The following is a 25,465-nucleotide window of genomic DNA, read 5'->3' as shown; positions in this document are numbered from 1 at the left end:
CCCCCCGACAAGGTGCCGGCCAGCTGCTTCATGCGCTCCTTCAGCCGCGGAAAGCGGGTGTAGATCCGCTCGATGTCGGCTTCGATCTCGTCGTCGCTGCGCAGGTAGGTGCCCATGCGCAGGTTCTCGTCGATCGTCATGCGGGTGAAGATGCCGCGGCCTTCGGGCACCATCACCAGCCCCTGGGCGGGCAGGTTCCACGCGCCCTGCCCCTTCAGGCTGCGGCCCTGGTACAGGATGTCGCCCGAGCGAGGCTGCAGCAGGCCGCAGATGGCCTTGAGCGTGGTGGTCTTGCCGGCGCCGTTGGCACCGATCAGGCTGACCAGTTCGCCCTCGTACAACTCCATGTTCAGGCCCTTGACGGCCTGGATGCCGCCATAGGCGACCTGCAGGTCGCGCACGGCAAGCAGCGGCTGGGTGGTGGTCGTCATCGAGACGCTCACGGAAGTGGTGACGGACACAACAGTCGACATGGCGGCCTCAGGCTGGCTGGTGGGACTCGCCCAGATAGGCGGCAATCACCGCGGGATCACGCTGCACCTCGGCCGGCGAGCCGGAGGCAATCAGCTTGCCCTGGTCCAGCACGGTCACGTGGTCGCACAGGCCCATGACGAGCTTGACGTCGTGTTCGATCAGCAGCACCGCACGGCCTTGCGCACGGATCTTCTCGATCAGTTCGCGCAGCTGCACCTTCTCGGTCGCGTTCATGCCGGCGGCCGGTTCGTCCAGCGCCAGCAGCTTGGGCTCGGTCGCCAGCGCGCGGGCGATCTCCAGCCGGCGCTGGTCGCCGTAGCTCAGCGTGCGGGCGGTCTGGTAGGCCTTGCGTTCCAGCCCGACGAAAGCCAGCAGGGCCAGCGCATCGCGGGTGATGGCCGCTTCTTCGGCCACAAAGGACTTGGAGCGGAAAACGGCATGCCACCAGCTCACCTTGGTCCGCACATGACGCCCCACGCGGACGTTGTCCAGCGCGGACATGTCGGCAAACAGGCGGATGTTCTGGAAGGTGCGGGCGATGCCGGCGCGGGCGACCTCGTGCACGGCCGTCGGCTTGTACGGCTTGCCGTCCAGCTCGAATCGGCCGGTGTCCGAGGGGATCAGCCCGGTGATCATGTTGAAGAAGGTGGTCTTGCCGGCGCCGTTCGGCCCGATCAGACCATGCACCTGGCCGGCGGGAATGCTCAGGCCGACCCCATTGAGGGCCTGCACGCCCCCGAAGCGCTTGGAAACGCCTTCGACGTTCAACAGCAGACGGCCGCTCATGCCTGGCCCTCCTTCAAGGCGTCCTCATCGGGAATCAGTCGGTCTTCGTGGGCCGGGGCGGGCCACAGGCCACGCGGACGGGCCAGCATGATGCCGATCATGGCCAGGGCCACCAGCAGCTGCCGCAGGATGGCGGCATCCAGGCGGCCGCCCGTCATGGCCTGCAGCGGGCCGGCCACATGGCGCAGCACCTCGGGCAGCGCGGCCAGCAGGAAGGCGCCCAGGATCACCCCGGGGATGTGGCCCAGGCCACCCAGCACCACCATGGCAACGACCATGATCGATTCCTGCAGGCTGAAGGACTCGGGCGAGACAAAGCCCTGGAAGCTGGCGAACAGCACGCCGGACACGCCGCCGAAGGACGCGCCCAGCCCGAAGGCCAGCAGCTTGAGGTTGCGGGTGTTCAGACCCATGGCCTTGGCCGCCACCTCGTCTTCGCGGATGGCCATCCAGGCGCGGCCCAGCCGGGAGTCATGCAGGCGGGTGCAGATGATCACGGCCAGCACCACGATGCCCAGGAACAGGTAGTAGTGCAGCGTGACCGGCGGCAGCGTGAAGTCGCCGATGTGCCAGTGCTCGCCCAGGTTGATGGGGCCGATGCGGAAGGGCTCGATGCTGTTGATGCCCTTGGGGCCGTTGGTGATGTTGACCGGCGCGTCCAGGTTGTTCATGAACACGCGGATGATCTCGCCGAAGCCCAGGGTGACGATGGCCAGGTAGTCGCCACGCAGTTTCAGGGTGGGCGCGCCCAGCAGCACGCCAGCCAGCGCGGCCAGGCCTGCGCCCAAGGGGATGGCGAGCCAGATCGGTGTGTGCAGACCGGTGGGGAACAGCGCGGCCACGGCCGGCAGGTTTTCAGCCAGGTGCGGCGACGCCAGCAGCGCGAACAGGTAGGCGCCGACCGCGTAGAACGCGATGTAGCCCAGGTCCAGCAGGCCGGCAAAGCCCACCACGATGTTCAGGCCCAGCGCCAGCAGGATGTAGAGCAGCGCGGTGTCGAGGATGCGGACCCAGGCCTCGCCCACGCCCTGCAACAGCAGGGGCAGCACGGCCAGCGCCACGGCGGCGCCCACGAAGGGCAGCAGTCGGTTCTTGTTCATGGCGATGTCCTCAGGGGCGGTCGGCAACACGTTCACCCAGCAGGCCCTGCGGCCGCAGCGTGAGCACGAGGATGAGCACCGTGAAAGCGAAGATGTCCTGGTAGTTGCTGCCCAGCACGCCGCCGGTCAGGTCGCCGATGTAGCCGGCCCCCATGGATTCGATGATGCCCAGCAGGACACCCCCGACCATGGCGCCACCCAGGTTGCCGATGCCGCCGAACACCGCCGCCGTGAAGGCCTTCAGGCCGGGCAGAAAGCCCATGGTGTGCTGCACCGAGCCGTAGTTGGCCGCCCACATCACCCCGGCGAGCGCGGCCAGCCCGGCACCGATGGCGAAGGTCGCGCTGATGACGCGATCGGGCTGCACGCCCATCAGCTGCGCCACGCGTGGGTTCTCGGCGGTGGCGCGCATGGCGCGGCCGAGCTTGGTGCCGTGGATCAGGGCCATCAGGCCGGCCAGCGTCACCGCGGTCACAGCCAGGATCAGGATCTGAACCAGGTTGATCGTGGCCCCGAACACCTCGTAGGGTTCATCGTTCAGGAGGATGGGATACGGCTTGTAGTCCGGCTTCCAGATGATCATCGCCAGGGTCTGCAGCAGCAGCGACATGCCCATGGCGGTGATCAGCGGCGCGAGACGCGGGGCGTTGCGCAGCGGCCGGTAGGCGAGCTTTTCGATCGCCATGTTGAGCAGCATGCAGGCCCCCATGGCAACCAGCAGAGACAGGCTGAGCAAGGCCCACCCCGGCAGCCCGCTGTCGCCCAGCGCAGTCACCACTGTCCAGCTCACCAGGGCCCCCACCATGAGCACCTCGCCGTGGGCGAAGTTGATGAGGTTGATGATGCCGTACACCATCGTGTAGCCCAGGGCGACGAGCGCATACATGCTGCCCAGCACCAGGCCGTTGATCAGTTGTTGAATGAAGATGTCCACGGGTCGGAGCAATAGCAAGAAGCCCGCCAGCTTCCCAGACGCAGGGAGCCCGGGGGCGAAGCGGGCTTGGGTGTTCGGATTATCGGATAGCTGTGTGGCGCGGCATCCGGCCGACCGTACAGAACTACCCTGGGGTGACAGGGAGATGGCCGGTGCACACCGGGCAAATCGCCTGCCTCCCGCCGGGCGGCTTGCCCTGGTGGGGGCCGGGGCATCGCGCTGCAATGGCCTGGCCCTTCAGGGCATCCACACCCCACTTGAGAGGAGACCCCTTCATGGCCCACGCGCATTTCGACCCGGACACCATCGACTGGCAGCCCTTTGGCGAGTTCCCGCACTTCACGTTCGCGATCCAGCACCTTGATCGCCAGCAACGCATCGCCGACATCCTCTTTCGCTTCGAGGCCGGCAAGCAGATCGTCCTGCATCGGCATCTGGCGCTCAACCACACCTTCGTGGTGAAGGGCGAGCACTGCATCTACGAATCGGACGGTCGCCTGCGCGAGCGCCGACCCACCGGCTCTTACACCGTGAGCCCCGCCAGCCGCGAGCCGCACCGGGAAGGCGGCGGCGCGACGGACGCAATCGTCCTGTTCAGCATGCGACCGCAGCCGGGCGAGCTGCTGTACGAGATCCTCGATAACCATGAAAACGTGCTGGCCGAGGTCACTTTCGAGATGCTGATGGCGATCGAGGACGCGCGCCTGGCCGTGGCCTGACGCGCGGAAGGCGGCACTGGTCGGGTGGCCGCCCGCTCGACGCTGGGATCAGAACAGCGAGGGCAGGCGCAGGCTGTCGACCGTCCAGCGCACCAGCTTCTGCTTGAAGCCGGTGTAGGGCGGGAAGAAGAGCTTGGCCATCATGATGGGGCCGGACTTGAGCACGGCCCGCTCGTGCGAGAAGGCCTTGAAGCCGAACTCGCCGTGCGCATTGCCGATGCCCGAGTTGTTCACGCCGCCGAACGGCAGGTTGCCATGGGCGTAGTGCAGCACGCAGTGGTTGATGGCCACACCGCCGGAGCTGGTGCGCTCGATCAGCTCGCGGGTGCGGCGCTTGTCCTGGCTGAAAATGTAGAGCGCCAGCGGCTTGGGCTGGGCGTTGATGGTGTGCACCACCTGGTCGAGGTCGGTGTAGGTGATCAGCGGCAGCACGGGGCCGAAGATCTCTTCCTGCATGATCTCGGCCGATTCCGGCACCTGGTCGATCAGCGTCGGGGCGATGTAGCAGGTGCTGACGTCGACCTCGCCCCCCACCAGCACGCGGGCGCCCTTGGTCTGGGCGTCGGACAGCAGGCTGGCGATGCGCTGGGTGTGCCGCTGGTTGATGACGCGCGTCAGATCGGGGCTGTGGCGCACGGCCTCGGGCGTGCGCCCGAAGCGCTGCGCCACCACCTGGCGGCAGGCCTCGACAAACTCTTCCTTCACCGAGGCGTGCACGAAGACGTGGTCGGGCGCCACGCAGATCTGACCGCAGTTGGTGAACTTGCCCCACAGCAGCGTCTCGGCCGAGGCCTTCACATCGGCCGTCTCATCGACGATGACGGGCGACTTGCCGCCCAGCTCCAGCGTCACGCTGGTCAGGTGCTTGGCGGCCGCCGCCATCACCACCTTGCCCACGGCGGGCGACCCCGTGAAGAAGATGTGGTCGAACGGCAGCGCCAGCAGCGTCTGTGACGTGGCCAGCGCGCCCTCGAACAGGGCCACTTCATGCGGCTGGAACACGCTGGCAATCACCTCGGCCATGACGGCGCTCACGGCCGGCGTCATCTCGGAGGGCTTGAGGATGGCCGTGTTGCCCGCCGCCAGCGCCGACACCAGCGGGCCGAAGCACAGGTTCAGCGGGAAGTTCCAGGGTGCGATGATCAGGCAGCGGCCCCGCGGCTGGTACTCGATCCAGGCGCTGGTGAAGGCCGTGGTGACCGTGGGCCACACACGCCGCGGCTGGGCCCACTTCTTCAGGTGGGCGATGGCGTGGCGGATCTCGTCGAGCACCGGCATGAACTCGGTGCCTTCGACCTCGACGATGGGCTTGCGGTAGTCCTTGGCGAAGGCAGCGTAGAAGTCCTCGCGGCGCGCCAGCATGGCCTCGCGCAGGCGCTTGAGACGGGCGATGCGCTCGGCCACGGTCGACTGGCGCCAGGCCAGCGCCGTGGCCTGCTGGGATTCAAAGACCTGACGGATCTGCTCGGGGTCGGATTCGCCGGTGGCGGGATCGACGATGTGCATCATGGGTCGGTTCATCGCAGGGCTCCGTCAGGTCGGGCCGACGTCAATCCGGGTCGGCCGGTGGGGCAGAGAGCGCCGCGTCGAGGAGGGCCGCGGTCAGCTCGGGGAGGGTGCGGTGCTCCGCCTCGGCCCGCTCGCGCAGACGCGCAACCAGGGCTTCGGGCAGCTTCACCGCAAATGGCACCAGGCCGGCAGCCTGGTCAAGCTTGCGTTGTTCGCGGCGGTCGGGCACGGCCTGGGCGGCGGCACCAAAGCGGCTCGGGGAGCCCGCCTGGCGCATCTGACCCATGATCTTCAGGCCCTTGTTCTTTTCAAGGTCGGTCTTTTTCATGGGCGGACTGTACTGCAGGGGAACACACCGCGCGACAATGGACACCGCGCGTCACCCTGGCAGCGCCAATGTGAAAACACGCGAAATCACAATCAGCGCGTATTGTGCCGCGAACCGCACCCGCGCGGGGGACGCCCGCACGACGCCTGACTCCGGATCTTCCCTGCCCCCAAGCCTGTCTCGAGCCCCATGCCCCCCTTGCAACAGATCACCTTCCCTCTGCGCGGCGAGTTCATCACCCTGGACAGCCTGCTCAAGGCCTGCGGGCTGGCCGACAGCGGCGGCCGGGCCAAGACCATGGTGGCCGAGGGCCTGGTGAAGGTCGACGGCCAGGACGAACTGCGAAAGACCGCCAAGATCCGCGCTGGCCAGGTGGTGAGCGTGCACGGGGCGCGCATCCGGGTTGTCCCTGAAGAGGACAGCGGCGGCCTGGGCGACTGACACCGATCCGGCACAGCCGTCACGCTCTGCGACAGCGAGCGGCGCCCGTGTGTCACAGGTTGACACAGGGGGAATCCCGGAGCGCCGAAAAGACCACTGAGGCAGGATGGCGGAAACCCATCAGGAGACGCCGCCATGCCCAACATCTACGAGCAGGACCTGCCCCGCAACCCGGCCAACCACGTGCCGATGTCGCCGCTGTCGTTCATCGAACGCACGGCCCTGGTCTACCCCGACCGCCTGGCCATCGTGCACGGCGCGCTGCGCCAGAGCTGGGGCCAGACCTACACCCGCTGCCGCCGCCTGGCCAGCGCGTTGCGCCAGCACGGCATCGGCACGGGCGACACGGTGGCGGTGATGCTGCCCAACACGCCGCCGATGGTGGAAGCGCACTTCGGCATCCCCATGGCCGGCGCGGTGCTGAACACGCTGAACACCCGGCTGGACGCCGAAGCCCTGGCCTTCATGCTGGACCATGGCGAGGCCAAGGCCATCATCGTGGACCCGGAGTTCTCTGGCGTGGTGGCACAGGCCCTGGCGCTGCGCACCCGCGCCGAGCCCGTGCTGGTGGTGGACGTGGAAGACACGCTCTACACCGGCAAGGTGGAGCGCATCGGCACGCTCACGTATGAACAGCTTCTGGCGGAAGGCCAGCCGGACTACGCCTGGGAGATGCCGACCGACGAGTGGAACGCCATCGCGCTGAACTACACCTCGGGCACGACGGGCAACCCCAAAGGCGTGGTCTACCACCACCGCGGCGCGGCCACGAACGCCGTGTCCAACATCCTCGAGTGGGACATGCCCAAGCACCCGGTCTATCTGTGGACGCTGCCGATGTTCCACTGCAATGGCTGGTGTTTCCCGTGGACCGTGGCCGCGCGCGCAGGCGTGAACGTGTGCCTGCGCCGGGTCGATCCGAAGGCCATCTTCGACGCCTTCCGCCAGCACGGCGTCACCCACTACTGCGGCGCACCCATCGTGCACGCGGCGCTGGTCAACGCCCCGGCCGAGTTGAAGGAAGGCCTGAACCTGCGCCAGGGCCAGGGCGTGAAGGCCATGGTGGCCGGTGCCGCGCCCCCGGCCGCGATGATCGAAGGCATGGAGCAGCTCGGCATCGACCTGACCCACGTGTACGGCCTGACCGAAATCTACGGCCCGGCCGCCGTGTGCGTGAAGCACGACGCCTGGAACGAGCTGCCCGTGGGCGAGCGTGCCCGCCTGAATGCCCGCCAGGGCGTGGCCTATCACCTGCAGCGCGGCATCAGCGTGATGGACCCGATGACCATGCAGCCCGTGCCCGCCGATGGCGAAACCATGGGCGAGATCATGTTCCGCGGCAACATCACGATGAAGGGTTACCTGAAGAACCCGAAGGCCACGCAGGAGGCCTTTGCCGGCGGGTGGTTCCACACCGGTGATCTCGCGGTGATGTACCCCGATGGCTACGTGAAGATCAAGGACCGCAGCAAGGACATCATCATCTCGGGCGGCGAGAACATCTCGTCGATCGAGGTGGAAGACGTGCTGTACCGCCATCCGGCCGTGATGGCCGCGGCGGTGGTGGCCAAGCCCGACGAGAAGTGGGGCGAGACGCCCTGCGCCTTCATCGAGCTCAAGCCTGGCGCCCAGGTGACGGCCGAGGAGATCATCCAGCACTGCCGCGCCCATCTGGCGCACTTCAAGGCGCCGCGCGCCGTGGTGTTCGGCGAACTGCCCAAGACCTCGACCGGCAAGATCCAGAAGTTCGAGCTGCGCAAGCAGGCCGGTTCGGCCACCGCCATCAACGTGTGAGGCCCTGCGCGAGCACCGGCGCGCGGGGCTCGTTGGCCGCGCGCGCCAGGGCCAGCGCGGCCTCGAACACGCGCCGCCGCGTCTCTTCCTTGTCGAGCGACACGCCCATGCGCAGCAGCACCAGCTGCTCGCCGGGCAGGATCACCATGTACTGGCCCATGAGGCCGGTGAAGTAGGCCACATCCCGCGGGGTGGCCGCCGGCATCAGCGCGGTGTCGTACAGCCGCAGCCCGGCCCCATAGCCCGGGTGGGCGGGCGACGGGGCCCGCATGAAGCGCACGAACGCGGCCGGCACCACCGACCGTCCCTGCCACTGGCCCTCCAGGCGCACCAGCTCGCCCAGGCGCAGCCAGTCGCGGGCCCGGAACACGCCCCGCGCCCCGGTGGCCGGCGTGCCCGTGGCGTCCAGCTCGACAAACCCGTCGCGGATGCCCAGCGGGGTCAGCAGGTCCTGCCACAGGCTGTCGACCGTGCGCTGCGGGTTGCCGCCCAGCTTGTGACGGATGCCCGCGCCGATCAGGGCCGAGGTGCCGGTGGAATAGTTGAACCGGGTGCCGGGTGCGGCCTCCAGCGGCATGGCCGCGGCATAGGCAGCGTGGTCGCCGTGCGAGAACATCATGTCCGAGACCGCGCTGAACCCCGAGTGCCCCTCATCCCAGGCGAGCCCGGGCGCCAGATTCAGCGCATGCCGCCACGTGATGGCCGCCTTGTCGGTGCCGCGCCAGGCCGGCAGGCCCAGGGGCTCGTCCAGCTGCAGCACGCCGCGCCCTTGCAGGGCGCCCGCCCACAGCGCCGTGAGCGACTTGGTCATCGACCAGCCCGTCAGCATACTGCGGGCGTCGTAGCCCGGCGCATAGCGCTCGTACACCAGCTGACCGCGGTACAGCACCAGCACAGCCTGGGTGTTCTGGCGCGCACGGGGCTGGTCGGTGGTCTCGGCAAACAGCGCAGCGCTGGCCCGCTCGAGCTCAGCGGGCAAGGCAGTGTGGGCGATGGTGGTCAGGTTCGCCGGACCCTCGCCACGGGGCCACGGCAGCGAGCCGGACGGCGCCGGGGTCCGCCCGTCTGCGGGCGCGCCGTTGACCGATGCGGCACCGGCCGCACCCGCAGGTCGCGAGGACAGCGCAGTTTGCGAGGTGGCCCACGCAGCCCGCGTCTGGCCCGGCGTGACCAGCGTGCACCCCAGGCCCGGGCGGTGTACGGCCAGGCGCCGCCAGCTCGGCACCGGCAGCCAGGTGCGCACCTCGACCTCGTCCGTGCCCCAACGCACGCGCCACAGCCAGGCCAGCGGGTGCACCTTGGGCTCGGTGTAGCGGGTGCGCACGCGGGCCTCGTCGTCGCCTGCGGCCAGCACACGGGTGCACAGGTCCCAGGCGGCATAGCCGAGGCCCACGGGGATGTCGTCCAGCAGGCCGGCCCGCGCACCGCTGCTGGCTGTCCACAACACGAGCGCGGCCAGCACCGCAGGCAGCGCGCGGCGGCGCCTCTCCGTCCGCGCATCGCGCACCCGCCCTCGGCTCGGACGGCAAAGGGCCTCAGGAAGATCGAAATCAAGGCGGAACGACAGCATGGGGTCCAGACTGTAGCCTGCCCGGCACGCTGGCGCGTCCGGATGCCCGATCGATGCGTTACCGTATCGCGTTTGCCGCTTCTGGGGCCCGATCGAACCGGGCCGGACTGCCCATGAACCTGTTCACTGCCCTGCGCGCCGCCTGGCCCGCCACGCTGGACGCGCCCGCCATCCTCACCGACGCCGGGACCTACACCTGGGCCGATCTGGACCGCGCCAGCGCCATGCTGGCGAACCTGCTGGAGAGCCTGCAACTGCACGGCATCGACGGGCGCCCGCCGGTCGTGGCTGCCCACGTGGACAAGTCGGTCGAGTCGCTGCTGCTGTACCTGGCCACGCTGCGCGCCGGCTGCGTATACCTGCCGCTGAACCCGGCTTACCGCGCAGCCGAACTCGAGTACTTCCTGCTGGATGCCCAGCCTGCCGTGCTGGTGTGCCGCCCGGAAGACCAGGAATGGGTGATCCCGCTGGCCGGCCATGCACAGGTGGAGCACCTGTTCACGCTGGGCAGCGACCGCTCAGGCAGCCTGCTCAGCCACGCCAGCCTGTACGGCGACGCGCACGAGCACGCTGCACGCCAGCCAGGCGATCTGGCAGCCATCCTCTACACCTCGGGCACCACCGGCCGCAGCAAGGGGGCCATGCTGACGCACGGCAACCTGCTGAGCAACGCCCGCACCCTGCTGCGGCACTGGGACTGGCGCCATGACGACTGCCTGGTGCATGCCCTGCCCATCTTCCACATCCACGGTCTGTTCGTGGCCTGCCACTGCGCGCTGCTGTCGGGCACGCCGATGCGCTGGCTCAACACCTTCTCTCCGGCGGCCGTGCTCGACCAGATCACGGCGCCCGCCGAACCACGCGCCACGGTGTTCATGGGCGTGCCCACGATGTACGGCCGCCTGCTGGGCCACGAGGGCCTGAACGCCGAGGCGACCGCCGGCATGCGGCTGTTCGTCAGCGGTTCGGCGCCGTTGCTGCCGGCCGCCTTCAGCGCGTTTGCCGAGCGCACGGGCCACACCATCCTCGAGCGCTATGGCATGAGCGAAACCGGCATGCTGTGCTCGAACCCGTGTCGGGCCCGTGAAGGGGCACGGATTCCGGGCTCGGTGGGGCGGCCGCTGCCCGGCGTGGGCGTGCGCATCACCGACGACACGGGCCAACCCCTGCCCCAGGGCGAGACCGGCCACGTCGAGGTGTGCGGCCCCAACGTCTTCATCGGCTACCTGGGCATGCCGGACAAGACGGCCGAGGCCTTCACCGCCGACGGCTGGTTCCGCACCGGCGACGTCGGCCGCATCGACGAACACGGCTACGTGCATCTGGTGGGCCGGGCCAAGGACCTCATCATCACCGGCGGCTTCAACGTGTACCCGGCCGAAGTGGAAAGCCACATCGACCGGCTGCAGGGCGTGGTGGAGTCCGCCGTGATCGGCGTGCCGCATCCGGACTTCGGCGAGGGCGTGGTGGCCGTCATCGTGGCGCAGGCCCACGGCGTGCCGGACGAGGCCACCATCCTCACCACGCTCAAGGCCAGCATCGCCAACTTCAAGGTGCCCAAGCGGGTGCTGGTGGTCGATGAACTCCCCCGCAACGCCATGGGCAAGGTGCAGAAGAACCTGCTGCGCCAGGCACACGGCCACCTCTTTGTCGCGCCCGACGCGTGAGACGACCTCCCCAAGATCCGAGCATGAAACAGTTCAAGATCGTGCTGGCCATGGTGGCCGCCGCCCTGGGCCTGAGCGCCCTCATCGTCTACTTCGGGCAGCGCGGTGACGCGTCGGCCCCGGTGGGGGAGGCCTCGGGCCTGCCCTGGCAAGTCGACGCGCTGCCCGGGGGCGGCAGCCGCGTGTTCGGGCTGACGCTGATGCCCGCCGGGCAGCCCGGCGGCAGCACATTGGGCGACGCACGCCAGCGCTGGGGCGACACCATGCAGATCGCCGTGATTGCCGCGCCGGGCGAGGACGGCACGCTGGAGGCCTATGTGGACCCGGCACCGGCCGGTTTCATCAACGGCAAGCTGGTGATCACGGCCCGCATGGCGCCCGAGGCCATCCGCGGCCTGCGCGAGCGGGCGCTGAAAGCCGAGTTCATGGAAAGCACGACGCGCAAGTACCAGTTGGCGCCGGCCGACCTGCCGCAGGCGCTGGCCGCCCCGATCGCGGCCCTGGGCTTCATCCCCGCCGCCAACCTGGACGAAGCGGCGGTGCAGCAGCGCTTCGGTGCCGCCGCCGAACAGGTGCGCCGCAACGACCACATGGTCCACCACCTGTATCCGGCACGGGGGCTGGACCTGGTGCTGGACACGCAAGGCAAGGAGTTGCTGCAGTACGTGGCACCGGCCGAGTTCGAAACCCGCCTGCGCCAGCCCCTGAAGGCGGCCGTGGCAGCCTCGGCCGCCAGCGCGGCCTCAGCGGCCCGCGCGCAGTGACGAGAGTTCGGCGTCCTTGGCGTCCCACAGCCCGTTGATCCAGGCCTGCAGGCGCTGGCGGTACTGGGCGTCGGTGCCGTCTTCCGCGGCGTGCAGGTCTTCCGGGATGTGAACCTGGCGGATGGTCACGGTCACGTTGTGCACGCGGCCGGCCATGAGGTCGGTGAAGGTGGGCACGCCATCGGGGTAGTCGATGGTGACGTCCACCAGGGTCTCGAGCTTGTCACCCAGCGTTTCCAGCGCCATCGCGATGCCGCCGGTCTTGGGCTTGAGCAGGTGGCGGTAAGGCGACTTCTGCTGGTCGTGCTTGGCCTTCGTGTAGCGTGTGCCTTCCAGGAACGAGATCACCGAGGTGGGCACGACGCGGAACTTCTCGCAGGCCTTGCGGGCCGCCTCGAGGTCCTTGCGGGCCGATGAGCCGCCCTTGCGGCGCATGAAGGGGAAGTCCAGCGCCCACCAGGCCAGGCCGATCAGCGGCACGTAGATCAACTCGTGCTTGATGAAGAACTTCAGCAGCGGAATGCGGCGGTTGAACACCTTCTGCAGCACCAGGATGTCGACCCAGCTCTGGTGGTTGCTGCTGACCAGGTACCAGCCCTTGGGCTTGAAGCCGTCCAGGCCGCTGATGCGCCAGCGCGTGCGGCCCACCAGCGACATCCAGCCGTTGTTGACGCTGATCCAGTTCTCGGCGATCGCGTTGAGCAGCACGTCCGTGACGCTGCGCACGACCCGGAACGGCAGAACGAGTTTCAAAAGGGCCAGCGGCATCATCAGCGAGAAGCCGACCACCGTGTTGACGGCGAGCACCAGGCCGGCAAACGTGGCCTTGATCGGAGCAAGAAGGGACATGGATCGCGTTTCGTAGGTTCAGCCCGCGATTATGTGCACAGATGTGCACCCGGCTGTCCGGACACCGTGCCCCCCGCTGCCGTGGCGTGCATCACGCCTGCGGCAGGAAGCTGCGTTTCTCCTCTGTGCAAGCGCCTTGCGCTGACTTATGGTCATCGCCCATGAGGTGGCCTTCTGCCGCCATGCCACGCGCCTGCCATGCCTGCCACGCCGTCGTTTTCGCTTGCGTCTTTCGTGAACCAGGCCGAGGGGGGCACCCAGCCGCCCAACCTGCCCGTGCAGCAATGGCATGCCTGGGAAGCCCTGTGTCAGGCGCTCGGTCCCTTGTTGATGGCCCCCGCAGACCACGCCGTGAACCTGGCCGACGCCCTGCACCCGCACGCGGCCCAACTGGTGGCCCTGACCCGCGAGGACCCGGATGTCGCCCTCTTCCACATGGTGCATGGCGCGGAACGGGCACTGGACCGCTACAGCGTCCGGCATGCCGTGCACACCGCCATGCTGGTCGCGCTGATCGGGCGCCGCAAGGATTGGGGAGATGGCCGTACCGCGCTGGGCGTGAAGGCCGCCCTGACCATGAACCTGTCGATCATGGCCCTGCAGAACACCCTGGCCCGGCAGACCACCCCGTTGACCGAGGCGCAGCGGCTGGCCATCGAACAGCACCCGGTCGCCTCGCGGCAACTGCTGTCGCAGCTGGGCGTGACAGACACCGACTGGCTGGATGCCGTGAGCGAGCACCACGAGCAATCGGACGGCCGCGGCTACCCGCTGGGGCTGCAAACCGTGCACCCGCTGGCCGACGCGATCCACACCTGCGACGTGTTCAGCGCCAAGCTCAGCCCGCGCGCCAGCCGCGGCCATCTGCCCGGCCCCCAGGCCGCCGCCGAGATCTTCCGGCAACGCAGCGCGGGCTACTTCGGCGCCACCCTGATCCGGGAAGTGGGGCTGTACCCGCCGGGGAGCCTGGTGGACCTGGCCTCGGGTGAGCGGGCGGTGGTGCTGTACCGCACGTCGGACGCGGCGGCACCGGTGGTGGCCGTGGTCACCGACGCGCTGACCAGCCCCCTGCCCCGGCCCCTGTGCTCGGGCACCGCGCGCCAGGGCCCGCATCGCGTGCTGGGCGCCGCGGTGGACCGCCACGGGGCCGACACCTTCCCGCCGGACGTGCTGCTGGGCCTGCGCTGACCCGGCACTGACGCCGCGCTGACCCCGCAGCTTCGCAGGGACATTCACCGCGCTGTCATGAATCCGGCGCACAGTGGGGTGTTGCTGTCATCTCGTGCTTGCCATGCCCTCCGCCCCTCTCGATCCCGACATGCTCCGCCGCCTTCAGGAAGACGTCATCGACAGCTATGACGAGGAACTGGAGATGGAGGTCGATGACCGGATCCTGGACGGCCCGGGCGATCAGACGGCGGAGGCCCGGGAGGCCCGCCGTGTCTACTTCAGGGAGCTGTTCCGCCTGCAGGGCGAGCTGGTCAAGCTGCAGGACTGGGTGGTGCACACCGGCCAGCGCATCGTGGTGCTGTTCGAAGGGCGGGATGCGGCCGGCAAGGGCGGCGCCATCAAGCGCATCACCCAGCGCCTGAACCCGCGGGTGTGCCGCGTGGCCGCCCTGCCCGCCCCCAATGACCGCGAAAAGACCCAGTGGTATTTCCAGCGCTATGTGGCCCACCTGCCGGCCGCGGGTGAAATGGTGCTGTTCGACCGCAGCTGGTACAACCGAGCCGGCGTCGAGCGGGTGATGGGCTTCTGCTCGGACGACGAGTACGAGGAGTTCTTCCGCTCCGTGCCCGAGTTCGAGAAGATGCTGGTGCGCAGCGGCATCCGCGTCATCAAGTACTGGTTCTCCATCTCGGACGAAGAGCAGAGTGCCCGCTTCCTGGCCCGCATCCACGACCCGTTGAAACAGTGGAAGCTCAGCCCGATGGACCTGGAAAGCCGCCGTCGCTGGGAGGACTACACCCGGGCCAAGGAGGTGATGCTGGAGCGCACCCACATCGCCGAGGCGCCGTGGTGGGTGGTGCAGGCCGTGGACAAGAAACGGGCGCGCCTCAACCTCATCCACCATCTGCTCCAGCAGTTCGACTACCACGAGGTCGAACACGAACCGGTGCACCTGCCGCCGCGCGAGCGTCGGCCCGACTACTTGCGCAACCCGGTGCCCGCCTCGATGTACGTGCCCGAGATCTATTGATCCTCGTCAGCCGCCGAGCCCCGTCCGACCGGGTTCATTGCGCTAGCATCCGCGCATGTTCGTTCGCCCGCGTGCCACGGTACGCACCCCCTTCCTGCGCGGTGCCGTCCTGGCGGCCCTGATCTTCGCCGCGCTGGCTCCGGCCGTGTCGGCCTGGCTTGCCAGCCAGGGGCGGGTGTGGGCGTCGGTCTGTACCACGGCGGGCACATCCCGCCTGGTGCTGGTGTCCGATGCCGCCATGGCAAGCGACGACGCCCCGGACCCGGCACCGGGGGCAGGCGCACACGCCGACTGCCCCTACTGCCTGCTCCAACAACACCTCGCCCCGCCACCTGCCCTGGCGGCCGTGCGGGACCACCGCCCCGCGCCAGCGGTGCTGCGCCGCTGGACGGTGCTCGCCCTGCCCTACCAGGCAGTCGCCTGGGCCCATCGGCCCGCGCAGGCGCCGCCTGCCTCGCACGCCTGATCGCTGACCGACCGCATCGGCCCATGCCGATGCGTGCCGGCGTGCTGCTTCCCTCCGTTTGAATCCGTCCGCCCGGGCCGGTCACCACCGCCGGGCTGCCGTCACGCGCCCCCCGCGCTCCCTTGCATAGCCTGCACGGTCCTGTGCAAGCGCAGCCATGCGGAGCGTGCGGCCATCGCCATCCACGTCAAGCACAACCATGAAACTGCATCGCCTGACCTGCGCCGCCAGCGCCGCCTTCACCCTGCTGGGCAGCCACGCTGCCGAGCCCGACACGCTGTCGGCCATCACCGTCTCCGCCCGGCGCCTGAGCGCACCGCTGTCTTCCCCGGTCACCCAGTCCGACCCGGCCACGTGGCTGAGCAGCCTGCCGGGCTTCAGCGTCTGGTCCGCAGGGGGCGTATCCGGCCTGCCGGCGCTGCGGGGTCTGGCCGATGACCGCATCAAGGTTCTCGTCGACGACATCGACCTGGCGTCGGCCTGCGCCAACCACATGAACGCCCCGCTCTCCTATGTCGAGCCCACGGCCGTCCAGAGCTTGACCGTGCATGCCGGCGTGAGCCCGGTCAGCGCCGGCGGCGACAACATCGGTGGCACCCTCGCCCTGCGCACAACCAAGCCCGTCTTCGCGACCGAGGCGGACACGCTGCGCACGGACGGCCAGTTGAGCCTCGCCACCCGCAGCGTGGATCGGGCGTGGTCGGGTGCCGTGCGCTTCGGTGTGGCCTCGGACACCGTGCGCCTGGACTACAGCGGCAGCACCGTCGAGGCCCAGAGCTACCGAGATGGCCATGGCCGGGTGGTGCGCGACACGCTCTACAAGCAGACCCACCACCGCCTGAACCTCGCGGCCCAGCGCGGCGGCGACCTCTGGACCTTCAGCCTGACCGACCAGATGGTGCCCTACCAGGGCTTTCCGAACCAGTACATGGACATGACGCACAACCACGCCAACGCGGCGCGGCTGGGCTATGAGGGCGCCTTCGACTGGGGCCGACTGGAAGCACGGCTGTACGCGCAGAACACGCGCCACGCGATGGGCTTTCCGAGCAGCGAGCGCACCGGGTCCATGCCCATGAACACCGAGGGCCGCGACACCGGCTACAGCCTCAAGGCCGAGCGCGCCGCGTGGGACGGCACGCTGCGCTTCGGGCACGAACTCAACCAGCAGACGCTGGACGACTGGTGGCCACCGGTGCCGGGCTCGATGATGATGTCGCCGCAGACCTACGTGAACATCCAGAACGGCCGCCGTGATCGCGTGGCCTTGTACGGGGAATGGGAAGGCCCGCTGACCGATGGCTGGAGCGGCATCGGCGGCCTGCGCTACGAGGCCGTGCGCACCAGCGCTGGCCCCGTGCAGGGCTATGGCTGCGGGATGATGTGCGCCCCCGACAACGCGGCCGCAGCAGCCTTCAACGCGGCCGACCGCACACGCCGTGACGACAACGTCGACGCCTCGCTGCTGCTGCGCAAGGCCACCTCGGCGCAGCAGTCGGTCGAACTGGGCCTGGCCCGCAAGACCCGCTCGCCCAACCTCTACGAGCGCTACTCGTGGGGCCGCGGCAGCATGGCCATGACGATGATCGGCTGGTTCGGCGATGGCAACGGCTATGTGGGCGACATCGCCCTGCGGCCCGAGGTGGCGCACACCGTGAGCGCCACGGTGGACTGGCACGACGCAGCCCGCGACAGCTGGTCGCTGCAGCTCACGCCTTACGCCAGCTACGTCAAGGACTACATCGACGCCGATCCCATCGGCAGCTTCAACCCCTACCGGCGCACCACCGAGACGCGCAACCTGCTGCGGTTCGCCAACCACGATGCGCGGCTGTTCGGTGCCAACCTGAGCGGCAGCTGGCTGGCGTGGCGCAGCGCCGACTGGGGCCAGTGGACCTGGCAGGGCAAGCTGGACTGGACGCGCGGCCACCGCACCGACGGCGGCGCGCTCTACCGCATGATGCCGTTGAACCTGGCGTTGGCGCTGGAACACCGGTTGGGCCCGTGGCGCAACTTCGTGCAGATGCAAGCCGTGGACCGCAAGCGCCATGTGGACGCGCGGCGCGACGAGGACGTGACGCCCGGCTACACGCTGTTCAACCTCGGCACAGCCTACCAGGCCACGCCCGACCTGACCCTGCTGCTCACCGTGCGCAACCTGTTCGACCGGGCCTATGCGCTGCCGCAGGGTGGCGTGAACCTGGCCGAGTTCAAGATGACCAGCGCCACCACGCTGAGCCCGCTGCAGGGCCCCGGTCGCTCGATCGACCTGGGACTGACCTGGCGCTTCTGAGCCCGACCCGGGTGCGGGGGCGCATGCCCCCGTCATCGTCACAAGCGGCGAGACGCGGTAGGCTCTCGGGTTTGACGCTGACGCGGAGCCCTTCTGTGCTGAGCTGGTTCGAGAACCTCGTCCACCCCTACCCCGACGCCCCACCCAAAGCCCCGCCCCGGGGCTTTCTTGCCTTCATCTGGGCCGCCACGGCCGGCATGCGCCCCTGGCTGCTCGGCATGACGCTGCTGACCGCCGCCATTGCCGCGTTCGAGGCCCTGCTCTTCAACATGCTGGGCAGCATCGTCGACTGGCTGAGTGCCACGCCGCCCGCCGAGCTGTGGTCCGAATCCCGTGGCAAGCTCTTGCTGCTGGCGGCCATCCTGATCGCCAGCCCGCTGGCGGTGTGGCTGCAGACGCTGCTCAAGCACCAGACGCTGGCCGGCAACTTCCCGATGAAGCTGCGCTGGCAGTTTCACCGCCACATGCTCGGCCAGAGCATGGCCTTCTACCAGGACGAATTCGCCGGCCGCGTGGCCACCAAGGTCATGCAGACGGCGCTGGCCGTGCGCGACTGCTGCTTCGTCGTCGGCGACATCCTCGTCTTCACGATGGTGTACTTTCTGACCATGACCGCAGTGGTCGGCGGCTTCGACGCCTGGCTGCTGCTGCCCTTCCTCGGCTGGTTCACGCTCTATGGCCTGGCCGTGTGGTACTTCGTGCCGCGCCTGAGCCGCGTGGCGCGTGCCCAGGCCGATGCCCGTTCGCTGATGACCGGCCGCATCACCGACGCGTACACCAACATCGCCACCGTCAAGCTGTTCTCGCACGGGCAGCGCGAGGCCTCGTACGCCCGCTCGGCCATGCAGGAGTTCATGAAGACCGTGCACGGCCAGATGCGCCTGGTCAGCGGCTTCGAGGTGGTGAACCACTCGCTGAGCATGCTGCTCATCCTGTCGACCTCCGGGCTCGCCCTGTGGCTGTGGACGCAGGGGCAGGTCGGCATCGGCGCGGTGGCGGCGGCCACCGCCATGGCGCTGCGGCTCAACGGCATCTCGCACTGGATGATGTGGGAGATGGCCAGCCTGTTCGAGCACATCGGCACCATCCAGGACGGCATCAACACGCTCGCGCGTGCGCCCACCGTGGTCGACGCACCGGACGCCCGGCCGCTGACCGTGGCCGCTGGCGACATCCGCTTCGAGCAGGTCGGCTTCCACTACGGCGGCGACCGCAAGGTGATCGACCATCTGAACCTGCACATCCGCCCCGGCGAGAAGATCGGCCTGGTCGGCCGCTCGGGCGCAGGCAAGTCCACCATCGTCAACCTGCTGCTGCGCTTCTACGACGTCGAGCACGGCCGCATCCTGATCGATGGCCAGGACATCGCCCACGTGACGCAGGACAGCCTGCGCGAGCACATCGGCATGGTCACGCAGGACACCTCGCTGCTGCACCGCTCGGTGCGCGAGAACATCCTCTATGGCCGCCCGGACGCCACCGACGACGACATGGTCCGCGCCGCGCACAAGGCCGAGGCCCACGACTTCATCGCCACCCTCAGCGACCCGGCCGGCCGCACGGGCTACGACGCCCACGTGGGCGAACGTGGCGTGAAGCTCTCGGGCGGGCAGCGCCAGCGCATTGCCATCGCCCGCGTGATGCTGAAGGACGCGCCCATCCTGCTGCTCGATGAAGCGACCAGCGCGCTCGATTCCGAGGTCGAGGCCGCCATCCAGGCCAGCCTGTACCGCCTGATGGAGGGCAAGACGGTGGTGGCCATCGCCCACCGGCTGTCGACGATCGCGGCCATGGACCGATTGATCGTGCTCGACCAGGGCCGCATCGTCGAAGAAGGCGACCATGCGACGCTGCTGGCCCAGGGGGGTCTGTATGCGCGGCTGTGGGCGCACCAGAGCGGCGGTTTCCTCGGCGAAGACATCGAGGACGGCGACAGCCAGACCGAACCGGCCACCGGAACCTGAGCGCCGCCCCGGCAACACCGCTCACCAGGGCAAGGGCTGCCCCTGCCAGTCCAGAAAGCCGCCGTTGTCGGCCGGCGTCAGCCCGCGCAGAACCGCACACAGGTTCTGCGCGGCCTGTTCGGGGGTGTGCACAGTCAGCCCCGTCTTCGCGAACGAGGCCGACAGACCGGTTTCCACCGTGCCCGGGTGAAGCGCCACGCACACCGCCTGCGGCCGGCCGCGCGCCAACTCGACCGAAGCCGTGCGCACCAGCTGGTTCAACGCCGCTTTCGATGCGCGGTAGCTGTACCACCCGCCCAGCCGGTTGTCCCCGATGCTGCCGACCTTGGCCGACAGGGTGGCGAACACACTACCGCCCTCGCGCGGTAGCAGCGGCAGGAAATGCTTCATCAACAGCGCGGGCCCGATGGCGTTGACGGCAAAGGCATGCGCCATGTGACGCGCATCCAGCTGCCGCCACGATTTTTCAGGCTGCATGCCCTCGCCATGCAAGAACCCGGTGGCATCGACCACCAGCCGGACCGGCTGCTGCAGCATGCCGGCGCGCTCCGCCACATGGGCCGCGGCAGCCTGCACGCTGGCTTCGTCGAGCACGTCCAGGGCCGGCGTGCTGTGGCGGCTGAGGGCGATCACGGCGCTGCCGTCATCCGGCCGGACGGCATCGCCCTGCTGGCCGAGCCCGCCCGCCCACTCGTGCACGAGCCGGCCATGCAGGGCCCGGCCGATCCCACCCGTGGCACCGACCACGACCGCCAGGCCTTGCCCCCACGCTGACCAGGTCACGCTCATGACACGACCGGCTCACGCGCCGGCGAGCCCGACTCGGCAGAGAGCACATCGCCCGAAGCGACCGCACTGGCGCGGACCGGCAAGGACACCCCTTCGGCGCGGGCCACGGTCACCAGGGCCTCCTCCATCAGGGCGCGCGCCTGCCCCGCCACGCGGAACAGGTAGGCATGCAGGGCCACGTCCGCAGGCTGACGGCTTTCGCAGTCGGCGCTGTAAGTCTCGAACTGCCCAAGCAGGGTGATCAGCTGAGCCAGGTGCTGCGGGCACTCGCATGCCACGCGCGGCATGGCCTGGGTCAGGGCGTCCAGGGCATCGGCGTCGAAGCGCGGCGGCGGGGCCAATTGCGCAACCGCCGGGGCCACGGCAGCCAGGCTCTGCCAGCTGCGCGACTCGTCGGCCAGCAGACCCGCCCATTCATCGGGCGTCAGGGGTGCACGCCGCAGCACCGCCGAGCGGACGCGCAGCGACTCCAACACCTGGGTATTGGCAAAGCCGTACACCACGATCTGGTGTCGCGCTCCGACCACCCGGGCCAGCCGCCACAGGCGCTGTGCCGTGTCCATGTGCAAGGCACCGACCTCCACCAGCACGGCATCGGCCTGCAGACCGCGTGCGGCAAGTTCGGTGTCGGCGCCATCCCCCAGGTGCGCCACGATGCGCGCGCCCGGCACGCCCTGCAAGGCCTGGACATGACGCGGCGTGAACCCGCTGCCCAGCAGCAGGACCCGCAGCGCGTCGGGCTGACGGTCTGCCAGGGGCGAGGCGGACAAGGTGGCGGCCACTCCGGCGACCTCATCGACCATGGCCTGCAGCCGCGCGGTGTCCAGGCGTGCCAGCATGCCGATGCCGTTGCCCTGATCCACCAATTGCTTGATCAGCACCAAACGGCGCACGTCCTGACTTGAATACAGTCGATGGCCGGACGGCGCCTGGCTGGGCCCCACCACGCGGTACCTGCGCTCCCACACGCGCAAGGTGGCCACCGGGATGTTCACCATTCGGGCGGCCGCGCTGCTGCGGTAGCGAGGCACGGCCGCGTCGTCCTGCCAGTGAAGGTCGTCGCTCATGCGGATGTCCTGTTGCTGCGTTTCAGATGACCTCATTTTGACAACATGGATCGCCTTTGACGCGCCAACAAAGCGTCATAAGCTCTCAAACGACCCGATAAACATAAGACAAACTGAGGTCAAACCACTTCACCACCCCACCCTGGAGTCAATCGCATGACCACCCGTCGTCAATTCATGTTCACCATCGTGCCGGCTGCTGCCACGCTGGCCGTGACCGCCACCGCTGCCCGGGCAGCAGACCACGTCGATGAAAAAGACCCGGCCGCCGTCGGACTCGGCTACAAGCACGACGCATCCAAGGTCGATGCCAAGAAGTACCCCACCTACAAGGCCGGTGCCGCCTGTGCAAACTGCCAGTTCTACCAGGGCAAGCCGACCGACGCATGGGCCGGTTGCCCGCTGCTGGGCGGCAAGCAGGTGAACGGCAAGGGCTGGTGCTCGGGCTACGCCAAGAAGGCGTGACCCAGCCAGGGCCTGCGCCCTGCCGACACAGCCTGGCCGCGCCCCTGCGCGGCCTTTTTCATGGTGCGGAGACGTCGCCTCGCGCCATCCAGTCGGCCAGCCAGGCCGGCATGGCGTCCGCCGGCATCGGCCGGCCGAACAGATAGCCCTGCGCCTCGTCGCAACCCAGCTGCTGCAGCCGGATCCGGGTCGACTCGTTTTCCACGCCTTCGGCGACGGTCTTCAGTCCCAGGCTGGCAGCAAGCTGGATGATGGCCCGCACGATGGCTTCGTCGTCAGGGTCGCTCACCAGCTCGCTGACGAAACTGCGGTCGATCTTGAGGCGATCAACCGGGAAACGCTTCAGATAGGACAGGCTCGAGTAGCCGGTGCCGAAGTCGTCGACAGCCAGTTTCACCCCCATCTCGTGCAAGGACAGCAGCCGCGCTCGGACCAGCTGGGGCTCGTCCACCAGCGACGACTCGGTCAGCTCGAGTTCGAGTCGTTCGGCTGGCAGCCCCGCCTGGTTCAGTGCATCGGCCAGCACCGACTCCAGATCGCCCCGCTTGAACTGCAGGGCCGAGAGGTTCACGGCCATCGCCAGCGGGGGCAGCCCCGCCCGATCCCAGGCGACGGCCTGGCGGCACGCTTCCTGGATCACCCAGTTGCCGATCGGAACGATGAGGCCGCTTTCTTCGGCCACAGGCACGAAGCGGTTGGGCGGCACGACGCCCCATTCGGGGTGAACCCAGCGCAACAATGCCTCCACCCCCACCACCCGGCCCGACATCAAGTCGATCTGCGGCTGGTAATGCAGTGCAAACTGCTGTGCCTCCAGGGCCGTCCGCAACCCCTGGCGAAGGGTGAGTCGCTCCATCGACTCCCGGTTCATGTTCTCGTCGAAGAAGCGGTAGGCGTTGCGCCCCTCCTCCTTGGCCCGGTACATCGCCGTGTCCGCGCTGCGCAGCAACGAATCGAAGTCATGGCCGTCACTGGGCCAGACCGCGACCCCGGCCGACGCCGAGGTGGACAGACACACGCCATCCACGTCCATGGGCTCGCTCAGCGCCTCCAGCAGCTTGCCGACGATCACCCCCGCCGCCTCGATGTCGGGCAGGTCCTTGAGGATGAGCAGGAACTCGTCGCCGCCCTGACGGGACACCGTGTCGGCCTCGCGGACGTTGGCGGTCAGCTTGCCGGCCACGGCCTGCAGCAGCGCGTCCCCACGGGCGTGACCCAGCGAATCGTTGATTGTCTTGAAGTTGTCCAGGTCGATGAAAACGAGGGCCACCAGGGTCTGATGACGGCGCGCGTCGGCGATGGCCTGCAGCAGGCGGTCCCGTGCGAGGGCTCGGTTGGGCAGCTGGGTGAGAATGTCGTGGTAAGCCAGGAACTCGACCCGACGCTCGGCTTCACGGCGCTCCTGAACTTCGACCCGCAGGCGACGGTACGGATCGCGCACCGAGGTCACGAAGATGGCACGGAAGATGTAGGCGTACGCGATGATCTTGTACAGGTGCCCCAACAGGCTGAAGACCCCGTTGACGTTCGCGTACAGCGTGAAGCACAGCTCCGACAGGATGGTGATCAGGCAGGCGGCACACAGCGCCGCATAGCTGTGTGCCGTTGAGGACCGCACTGCCGCCATGCGCTCGTAGTAGAACCACGCCGCCATGCCGGACAGGACGATCAGACCGTACTCCGCCACGATCTTGAACCCCGTCAGCCCCTGGCCCGACACGAACGTGCGGGGCCAGACTTCGGGATGGAACAGGTTGATCCAGAAGACCAGCCCGGTCACTCCCAGCGCTCCGGCCAGCATCAGATGCCGCACGAACGCGCTCTGGATCGGAGGCCGCTCTCGCATGGCCGCCAGCACCAGCGTCAGGGCAGCCATGTAGCGGGCCGCGAGCCAGAAGTGGATGGCCTTTTCCGGGTCGGCCGGCGTGACGAACACCGGCATGCCCTTGTAGGACAGCGTGTGCCCCAGGTCGATGAGGCCGACGGCCAGAAATCCGCAGCCGATGAGCACCACGTTGCCAGGTTGCCCTTCGCTGCGGGCGAACCAGGCCACCGAGAAAAGCAGCAGCGCCACCACGATGGCGGCGAACTCGGTGACCGTGTGCAGGGCCACGGGAAACAGCGCCTCGATGTGCTGCAGCATCTGCCCGATGGGCCATAGCCACACGGCCAGCAGCACGCTGACCAACACAAGGAGCAACCGATACGGAAGGATCCGCGGCCGCGCCCGAGGCGCCAGGACACCGGACCCGGTCTCGCTCGCAGCCGCGGAGCTGCCAACAGCCGAACGCATCAGAGAAGGCCCTCGCCGGTGTCAAGCGAGGTGTGAAGTTACGTCACTTCCGAATGTAACGTAAGCGCCGGCCGGGTGAGGGGGGTATCAGTCCGAGTGTTGTCGTCGGTCAGACACCCTCCCCCCTCAGTGAGTGGTTTCCAGCGGCGTGATGCCGGCAATGGCCCATTCACGGCTTTCGTCCAGTGGGCGCACCAGATGCCACAGTTCATCGAACGGCTCGGCACCGGCGTTCACATCCTCGCGGATCAGGCCATTGAAGCGCACGCTCACCACCAGCTGACCGTCATCCCGCGCCGTGTCCACCACCTCGGCCTGCAGCTGCATGACGTCCGTCTGCTGCGCGGCCGCGCCACGGTCCTGCAGATCCAGGCGCAGTGAGGCGAACAGTTCGGGCGTGGTGAACTTGCGCAGGTCATCCAGGTTGGCGGCATCGTTCGCAGCCTGCATGCGGATGAAGATCATCTTGGCGATGCGCTCGAACCCCGCCACATCGAAGTCGGCCGGCAAGGCGGACAACGCGGCGGCCGATGCGCCCGAACCGGCAGCCAGGCCCGCAGCTCCGCCGGCGAACGTCGGCGCGGCAGCGCGGGTCGGATCGACCTGACGGGCCATGTTCTGACCACCGAATGGTGCTCCGGCCCCCGCCAATTGCGGCCCCTGGGCCTTGCGCGCGCCGCCAAAGCGACGAACCAGCCAGCCGATGACCACCATGGCGACCACGGCCAGCAGTGCCATCGTCATGAAGTTGGCCAGTTCTTCACCGAAACCGAAGTGGCTGGCCAGGGCGGCAATGCCCAGGCCCGCAGCCAACCCGGCCACCGGACCCATCCACGAACGTCGACCTGCCTGCCCCGCCGCCTGCTGGGCGGCACCGGGTTGCGGCGCAGCGGCGTTCTGCGGCTGGGCACCCTGCTGCTGCGCGGGCTTGCCGGCTTGATCCGGCGTGGCGGCGGGCTGCTTGGGCGGCATCTGCCGCTGCATGCCGGCCGG

The 25,465-nt window shown here is 68.7% G+C and carries 23 protein-coding genes; 11 read left to right on the top strand and 12 right to left on the bottom strand.

Going from position 1 to position 25,465, the window contains the following annotated elements:
• The 4 genes from QZ709_RS02630 to QZ709_RS02615 all read right to left on the bottom strand — a co-directional run.
• Nucleotides 1-431: ATP-binding cassette domain-containing protein (locus QZ709_RS02630; RefSeq protein WP_294635816.1), on the bottom strand; the 431-nt coding region annotated here is incomplete at its 3' end.
• A gap of 49 nt (nt 432-480) precedes the next feature.
• Entirely contained in the window at nt 481-1,260 is a 780-nt protein-coding gene (locus QZ709_RS02625) for an ABC transporter ATP-binding protein (protein WP_294635815.1), read from the bottom strand.
• Nucleotides 1,257-2,360: an ABC transporter ATP-binding protein gene (locus QZ709_RS02620; RefSeq protein ID WP_294635814.1), complete on the bottom strand. Its 1,104-nt coding sequence runs from the start codon at nt 2,358-2,360 to the stop codon at nt 1,257-1,259. The genes QZ709_RS02625 and QZ709_RS02620 overlap by 4 nt, the downstream gene beginning before the upstream one ends.
• 10 nt (nt 2,361-2,370) lie before the next feature.
• On the bottom strand, nt 2,371-3,294 hold the full coding sequence (locus QZ709_RS02615) for a branched-chain amino acid ABC transporter permease (RefSeq protein WP_294635813.1): 924 nt from the start codon (nt 3,292-3,294) through the stop codon (nt 2,371-2,373).
• A gap of 275 nt (nt 3,295-3,569) precedes the next feature.
• Between QZ709_RS02615 and QZ709_RS02610 the strand changes: the two genes are divergently transcribed.
• The gene (locus QZ709_RS02610; RefSeq protein WP_294635812.1) at nt 3,570-4,013 is read left to right on the top strand and encodes a regulator; all 444 of its coding nucleotides are present in this window, start codon (nt 3,570-3,572) and stop codon (nt 4,011-4,013) included.
• Between the two features lie 48 nt (nt 4,014-4,061).
• Here the strand turns inward: QZ709_RS02610 and QZ709_RS02605 are convergent, their stop codons facing one another.
• A complete protein-coding gene (locus QZ709_RS02605; protein ID WP_294635811.1) occupies nt 4,062-5,534 on the bottom strand; it encodes an aldehyde dehydrogenase family protein in 1,473 nt (490 codons plus the stop codon).
• Between the two features lie 28 nt (nt 5,535-5,562).
• Nucleotides 5,563-5,850: a hypothetical protein gene (locus QZ709_RS02600; RefSeq protein ID WP_294635810.1), complete on the bottom strand. Its 288-nt coding sequence runs from the start codon at nt 5,848-5,850 to the stop codon at nt 5,563-5,565.
• Between the two features lie 189 nt (nt 5,851-6,039).
• Here QZ709_RS02600 and QZ709_RS02595 point away from each other — a divergent pair, with 189 nt between their 5' ends.
• Both QZ709_RS02595 and QZ709_RS02590 read left to right on the top strand, forming a co-directional pair.
• Nucleotides 6,040-6,291 (top strand): RNA-binding S4 domain-containing protein, encoded by a 252-nt coding sequence (locus QZ709_RS02595; RefSeq protein ID WP_294635809.1) that lies wholly within the window; start codon nt 6,040-6,042, stop codon nt 6,289-6,291.
• A gap of 135 nt (nt 6,292-6,426) precedes the next feature.
• Nucleotides 6,427-8,085, top strand: coding sequence for an acyl-CoA synthetase (locus tag QZ709_RS02590; protein WP_294635808.1), 1,659 nt, complete (start codon nt 6,427-6,429; stop codon nt 8,083-8,085).
• Here QZ709_RS02590 and QZ709_RS02585 read toward each other — a convergent pair.
• Complete coding sequence (locus QZ709_RS02585; RefSeq protein ID WP_294635807.1) at nt 8,075-9,655, bottom strand: serine hydrolase; 1,581 nt, start codon at nt 9,653-9,655, stop codon at nt 8,075-8,077. The genes QZ709_RS02590 and QZ709_RS02585 overlap by 11 nt on opposite strands.
• 113 nt (nt 9,656-9,768) lie before the next feature.
• Between QZ709_RS02585 and QZ709_RS02580 the strand changes: the two genes are divergently transcribed.
• Together QZ709_RS02580 and QZ709_RS02575 are read left to right on the top strand one after the other, a co-directional pair.
• Nucleotides 9,769-11,322 (top strand): malonyl-CoA synthase, encoded by a 1,554-nt coding sequence (locus QZ709_RS02580; RefSeq protein WP_294635806.1) that lies wholly within the window; start codon nt 9,769-9,771, stop codon nt 11,320-11,322.
• A 23-nt stretch (nt 11,323-11,345) separates the two neighbouring features.
• Nucleotides 11,346-12,086, top strand: coding sequence for a hypothetical protein (locus QZ709_RS02575; protein WP_294635805.1), 741 nt, complete (start codon nt 11,346-11,348; stop codon nt 12,084-12,086).
• Here QZ709_RS02575 and QZ709_RS02570 read toward each other — a convergent pair.
• Complete coding sequence (locus tag QZ709_RS02570) at nt 12,066-12,935, bottom strand: acyltransferase (protein WP_294635804.1); 870 nt, start codon at nt 12,933-12,935, stop codon at nt 12,066-12,068. The two genes, QZ709_RS02575 and QZ709_RS02570, sit on opposite strands and share 21 nt — an antisense overlap.
• A gap of 198 nt (nt 12,936-13,133) precedes the next feature.
• On the opposite strand from QZ709_RS02570, the gene QZ709_RS02565 reads away from it, so the two are divergent.
• The 5 genes from QZ709_RS02565 (at nt 13,134) to QZ709_RS02545 (ending at nt 19,858) form a co-directional block, all read left to right on the top strand.
• The gene (locus QZ709_RS02565) at nt 13,134-14,123 is read left to right on the top strand and encodes an HD domain-containing phosphohydrolase (RefSeq protein WP_294635803.1); all 990 of its coding nucleotides are present in this window, start codon (nt 13,134-13,136) and stop codon (nt 14,121-14,123) included.
• A 103-nt stretch (nt 14,124-14,226) separates the two neighbouring features.
• Complete coding sequence (gene ppk2, locus QZ709_RS02560; RefSeq protein WP_294635802.1) at nt 14,227-15,135, top strand: polyphosphate kinase 2; 909 nt, start codon at nt 14,227-14,229, stop codon at nt 15,133-15,135.
• A 55-nt stretch (nt 15,136-15,190) separates the two neighbouring features.
• Nucleotides 15,191-15,601, top strand: coding sequence for a DUF2946 family protein (locus QZ709_RS02555; RefSeq protein ID WP_294635801.1), 411 nt, complete (start codon nt 15,191-15,193; stop codon nt 15,599-15,601).
• A 199-nt stretch (nt 15,602-15,800) separates the two neighbouring features.
• Nucleotides 15,801-17,894, top strand: a complete 2,094-nt coding sequence (locus QZ709_RS02550; RefSeq protein WP_294635800.1) for a TonB-dependent receptor — start codon at nt 15,801-15,803, stop codon at nt 17,892-17,894.
• A gap of 95 nt (nt 17,895-17,989) precedes the next feature.
• Nucleotides 17,990-19,858 (top strand): ABC transporter ATP-binding protein, encoded by a 1,869-nt coding sequence (locus tag QZ709_RS02545; RefSeq protein WP_294635799.1) that lies wholly within the window; start codon nt 17,990-17,992, stop codon nt 19,856-19,858.
• Nucleotides 19,859-19,879: 21 nt separating this feature from the next.
• Here the strand turns inward: QZ709_RS02545 and QZ709_RS02540 are convergent, their stop codons facing one another.
• The gene (locus QZ709_RS02540; RefSeq protein ID WP_294635798.1) at nt 19,880-20,647 is read right to left on the bottom strand and encodes an SDR family NAD(P)-dependent oxidoreductase; all 768 of its coding nucleotides are present in this window, start codon (nt 20,645-20,647) and stop codon (nt 19,880-19,882) included.
• Nucleotides 20,644-21,714: a MerR family transcriptional regulator gene (locus QZ709_RS02535; protein ID WP_294635797.1), complete on the bottom strand. Its 1,071-nt coding sequence runs from the start codon at nt 21,712-21,714 to the stop codon at nt 20,644-20,646. Before QZ709_RS02535 ends, QZ709_RS02540 begins: the two co-directional genes overlap by 4 nt.
• Before the next feature lie 156 nt (nt 21,715-21,870).
• Here QZ709_RS02535 and QZ709_RS02530 point away from each other — a divergent pair, with 156 nt between their 5' ends.
• Complete coding sequence (locus QZ709_RS02530; protein ID WP_294635796.1) at nt 21,871-22,179, top strand: high-potential iron-sulfur protein; 309 nt, start codon at nt 21,871-21,873, stop codon at nt 22,177-22,179.
• 58 nt (nt 22,180-22,237) lie between these two features.
• On the opposite strand, the gene QZ709_RS02525 is transcribed toward QZ709_RS02530, so the two are convergent.
• Together QZ709_RS02525 and QZ709_RS02520 are read right to left on the bottom strand one after the other, a co-directional pair.
• On the bottom strand, nt 22,238-24,370 hold the full coding sequence (locus tag QZ709_RS02525; RefSeq protein WP_294635795.1) for an EAL domain-containing protein: 2,133 nt from the start codon (nt 24,368-24,370) through the stop codon (nt 22,238-22,240).
• Between the two features lie 228 nt (nt 24,371-24,598).
• Nucleotides 24,599-25,465: Tim44-like domain-containing protein (locus QZ709_RS02520; protein WP_294635794.1), on the bottom strand; the 867-nt coding region annotated here is incomplete at its 5' end.

It is taken from the genome of uncultured Aquabacterium sp., assembly GCF_913773725.1.
Lineage (GTDB): Bacteria > Pseudomonadota > Gammaproteobacteria > Burkholderiales > Burkholderiaceae_C > Aquabacterium.
Note: the sequence above shows the minus strand (reverse complement) of the source record. Positions and strands in the feature narration are given on the sequence as shown.